Below are 3,128 nucleotides of genomic sequence, written 5' to 3'. Positions count from 1 at the left end.
GAACTCACCGAAACATGGATAACAGCAACCGACAGAGGAGAACCAGCATGAACACACACAACGTCAAGACCGCCGCTTCTGAATCTACCGAAACACGGGTTTTACGGACAAACGTCAACGGCCTTCCGTCCGGTGTCGCACAGACACTGGCGTTTCTGGGCCATCTGGCAGAGGACGGCATGGAAGAGGGAGAACGTGCGGAACTGCTGCTCGGTTCTCTGTTAAACCTCGCGGAAGCCCTGCGTGATGCCGTGCCGGACTGGTCAGCCCGTCGCCCACGCCTGCCGTTCCCGCTGGTTCGGGCGTGGCTGGCAGCGCGGGACATTGCCCTGTCGCAGTTCGGTGAAATAGGGCAGGGCGCATGGGAATACGCCCTGAACGACCTGCGCACGGAACTGGACGCGGGCTTTCACTTCTGGCGCGACGACATCTGGTGATTTTTATGCGCCGCACAGGCGGCGTAACCCCCCAACCACAGACAAGGAGAACTCCATGAACCTGATTATCCGTGACGTCCTGACGGCCTTGATGCCGACCTGCTGAAATGCCGGAATCACCAGGAGGCGGCGTTTATCGCCTCACTGTACGACGGCAGGCGAGACACCGCCGATGAGGAGCGGCTTTACTGGCAGGGCCGCGAGAAAGCCGCGCTGAAAGAGCCAGCGGAAATTGACGTTCACCGCTTTCACGACGCGCTGGGCGTGGCGTATCCCCTGAACTGGTCATGCAGTGAAGACGGGGAGTGTGAAACGTTCATGCTGGCCGAGTTTTACTGCGGGCAGGTGACCGACATTTACGCCCGTACCGGCGCACGTTACTTCCGGCTGCGGGATTACAGCAACCTTGACCACGCGCAGATCATGACGCGCGTTAAGGAGGCCTTTGACCTGAGTCAGAAATGAAAAAAGCAGGCCTGAGCCTGCTCTGTCCACGCCGGATGTGTACCCCGCAAAAAGTCGCATCCGGCATCGTAAAACCAACATGGAGAGATAAACCATGCAATTTGACCCGCAAATCGTGTCACACGCGCAGGCGTTTGTAAATGCCCGCCGTAACGGGAAACGCGCCCGCGTTCCGGCTATGCAGGTGAGGCAATGGCCGTTCTTTATTGCCCTGGTTAACGCGGGCCTCGGCCTCGCGTGATGTAAATCCGGCCGCCTCCCTGCGGGGCGGCTGTTTAAGGAGTGGTTTATGTCACAGTTAGATTTTGCCGATTTTTTTAACCAGGCTGAAGACCCCGCGCCCGTGCCGGTTGCCGTTCCCGTAGCGGCGGCCGCCTGCGAGCCGTCACCCGCGCACCGCATGATGAGTATCGAGACGGCGCGTAAACAGTTCGTCAGCGTGTTCAGGCACACGGCCCGACACCTGCGCCGCTGGGACGTGTTCAGTGACTTTATTGCGCTTGCGGCCAGTGAACTCGACCTTGCCACGATCCGCGCACCGGAAAGCATGGCGCGCTGCCGCAAAATCTGCGAGCGCTACAGGCCGGAGGACATCAGCGACCTTCACCGGCTTTTCGGCCTGATGGTGAGCGCCCTGGAAGCGAAGTTTCATGACTTTCTGGGGGCCATTTTCATGGAGCTGGAGCTCCGCGACGGCAGGCAGGGGCAGTATTTTACGCCGTACTCCGTACAGTCGCTGATGGCGCGCATGCTCATGCCTGGCGTACAGGAAGCCGTGAAGCGTGAAGGGCTGTTTACGCTGTCAGAGCCGACCTGCGGCGCGGGCGGCATGGTGGTTGCGGTGGCCGAATGCATGCTTGAGGCAGGACTGAACCCCTCGGAGCAGATGTTTGCCAGTTGTATTGATATTGATCCGGTGGCGGCGGATATGGCGTTTATTCAGCTTTCGCTGCTGGGTATTCCCGCCGAAGTCATCACCGGCAACACGCTGACGTTGAAGTTCAGCCGCGTGCGTTACACACCGGTCTATTACGCCAATGACTTCGGGGAACGTCTGAAAACGCAACGCAGAATTAACGCGATGATGGATTTCATGCGTTCGCTGTCTGACGGGCCGGTAAACGCAGGCCCGTAACCGTCTCAGTCGGGCCGCCTCCTGCGGGCGGCTGTTCACAGTCGCCCGTCACAGGACGGGAAAGTGCGGACAAAGTGTTTCCTTATGCGAAACGCTTTGATATAATGTTTCGTGACGGGAAACAAGGGGATGGAGCATGATCAAAAGCTGGAAGCACAAAGGGTTACAGAAGCTCTATGAGAAAGGCGACACGAGCGGCGTTCAGGCAAAGGATGCTGAACGTATCCGGCTGCGACTGCTGGCCATCGATGAGGCCGGTTCGACGGATGAGTTCAGCCGCTATCCCGGTTTTCGTTTCCATCCGCTCAAAGGTGATCGCAAAAACCTGTATGCCATTACGGTGCGGGCCAACTGGCGTATCACCTTCGAGTTTACCGACGGCAACGCTTACATTCTCAACCTGGAGGACTATCACTGATGGCGATGCACAATCCCCCGCATCCTGGTGGCTTCATTACGGAGTACCTGGAAGACAATAACGTGAGCCTGCGTAAAATGGCGAAAGACCTGGGCGTCTCTCCGGCGGCGCTGAGCAAGGTGGCGTCTGGCAAGGCGGCCGTCAGCCCCGAAATGGCGGTACGGCTGGAGGCGGGGTTAGGCATTGCCGCGCGTCTCTGGCTGGCGATGCAGGCCGCTTTCGACCTGCACAAGGCGCGGGAAAATACTGATGTGTCGGGCGTCATGCTGCGCCCTGGCCTGGCCCCCTTCTCAGAAGACGCGCAGACCGGTAAGGACGCATAAGACGCCTGACCGGAACGCCGCCGTAACCCTGCCACCCACGGCAGGGATGTTCCCCGCCTGCACCGCCGCATCACCCCCGCGCCCCTGCGGGGCAGGGCAGAGGCGGTGCTGACGCACCGCGCCTCCCCCGTCGCGTTCTGTTCAGCCTCCCACTGATGACCGTTATTCCCCTGCTGTCTTTGTGCCGGTGCCGGTTGGGCTGGCCAGTATGTGGTTGCTGCCTTTACTGAATTAACATCAACAGCCACAGCCGGGACATGGCCCCCTTCGGCTCCTGCCCTGGCGGGCAGTCGTCAGCCCCACTCCGACAGGCGGCGGAAAAGCTGCCGCCCGTCTCCGCCGAACCGCAA

General features: G+C 60.0%; 6 protein-coding genes. All 6 read left to right on the top strand.

The annotated features are described in order from the left end of the window. Nucleotides 1-47 precede the first annotated feature (47 nt). On the top strand, nucleotides 48-437 hold the full coding sequence (locus C7433_RS23480) for a hypothetical protein (protein WP_110269061.1): 390 nt from the start codon (nucleotides 48-50) through the stop codon (nucleotides 435-437). A gap of 135 nt (nucleotides 438-572) precedes the next feature. Then, the gene (locus tag C7433_RS23475) at nucleotides 573-902 is read left to right on the top strand and encodes a hypothetical protein (RefSeq protein ID WP_110269060.1); all 330 of its coding nucleotides are present in this window, start codon (nucleotides 573-575) and stop codon (nucleotides 900-902) included. A gap of 94 nt (nucleotides 903-996) precedes the next feature. Beyond that, nucleotides 997-1,143 (top strand): hypothetical protein, encoded by a 147-nt coding sequence (locus C7433_RS23470; RefSeq protein ID WP_019106772.1) that lies wholly within the window; start codon nucleotides 997-999, stop codon nucleotides 1,141-1,143. 48 nt (nucleotides 1,144-1,191) lie between these two features. Then, nucleotides 1,192-2,037: an N-6 DNA methylase gene (locus C7433_RS23465; protein WP_110269059.1), complete on the top strand. Its 846-nt coding sequence runs from the start codon at nucleotides 1,192-1,194 to the stop codon at nucleotides 2,035-2,037. Between the two features lie 136 nt (nucleotides 2,038-2,173). Further along, nucleotides 2,174-2,455, top strand: a complete 282-nt coding sequence (locus C7433_RS23460) for a type II toxin-antitoxin system RelE/ParE family toxin (RefSeq protein ID WP_019104686.1) — start codon at nucleotides 2,174-2,176, stop codon at nucleotides 2,453-2,455. Next, nucleotides 2,389-2,778, top strand: a complete 390-nt coding sequence (locus tag C7433_RS23455; RefSeq protein ID WP_338130203.1) for a HigA family addiction module antitoxin — start codon at nucleotides 2,389-2,391, stop codon at nucleotides 2,776-2,778. Before C7433_RS23460 ends, C7433_RS23455 begins: the two co-directional genes overlap by 67 nt. Nucleotides 2,779-3,128: the final 350 nt, after the last annotated feature.

Origin of the sequence: Pantoea sp. PNA 03-3, assembly GCF_003201175.1 — a bacterium.
GTDB lineage: Bacteria > Pseudomonadota > Gammaproteobacteria > Enterobacterales > Enterobacteriaceae > Pantoea > Pantoea stewartii.
The sequence above is the reverse complement of the archived record's forward strand: the minus strand, read 5'-3'. Positions and strand labels throughout refer to the sequence as shown.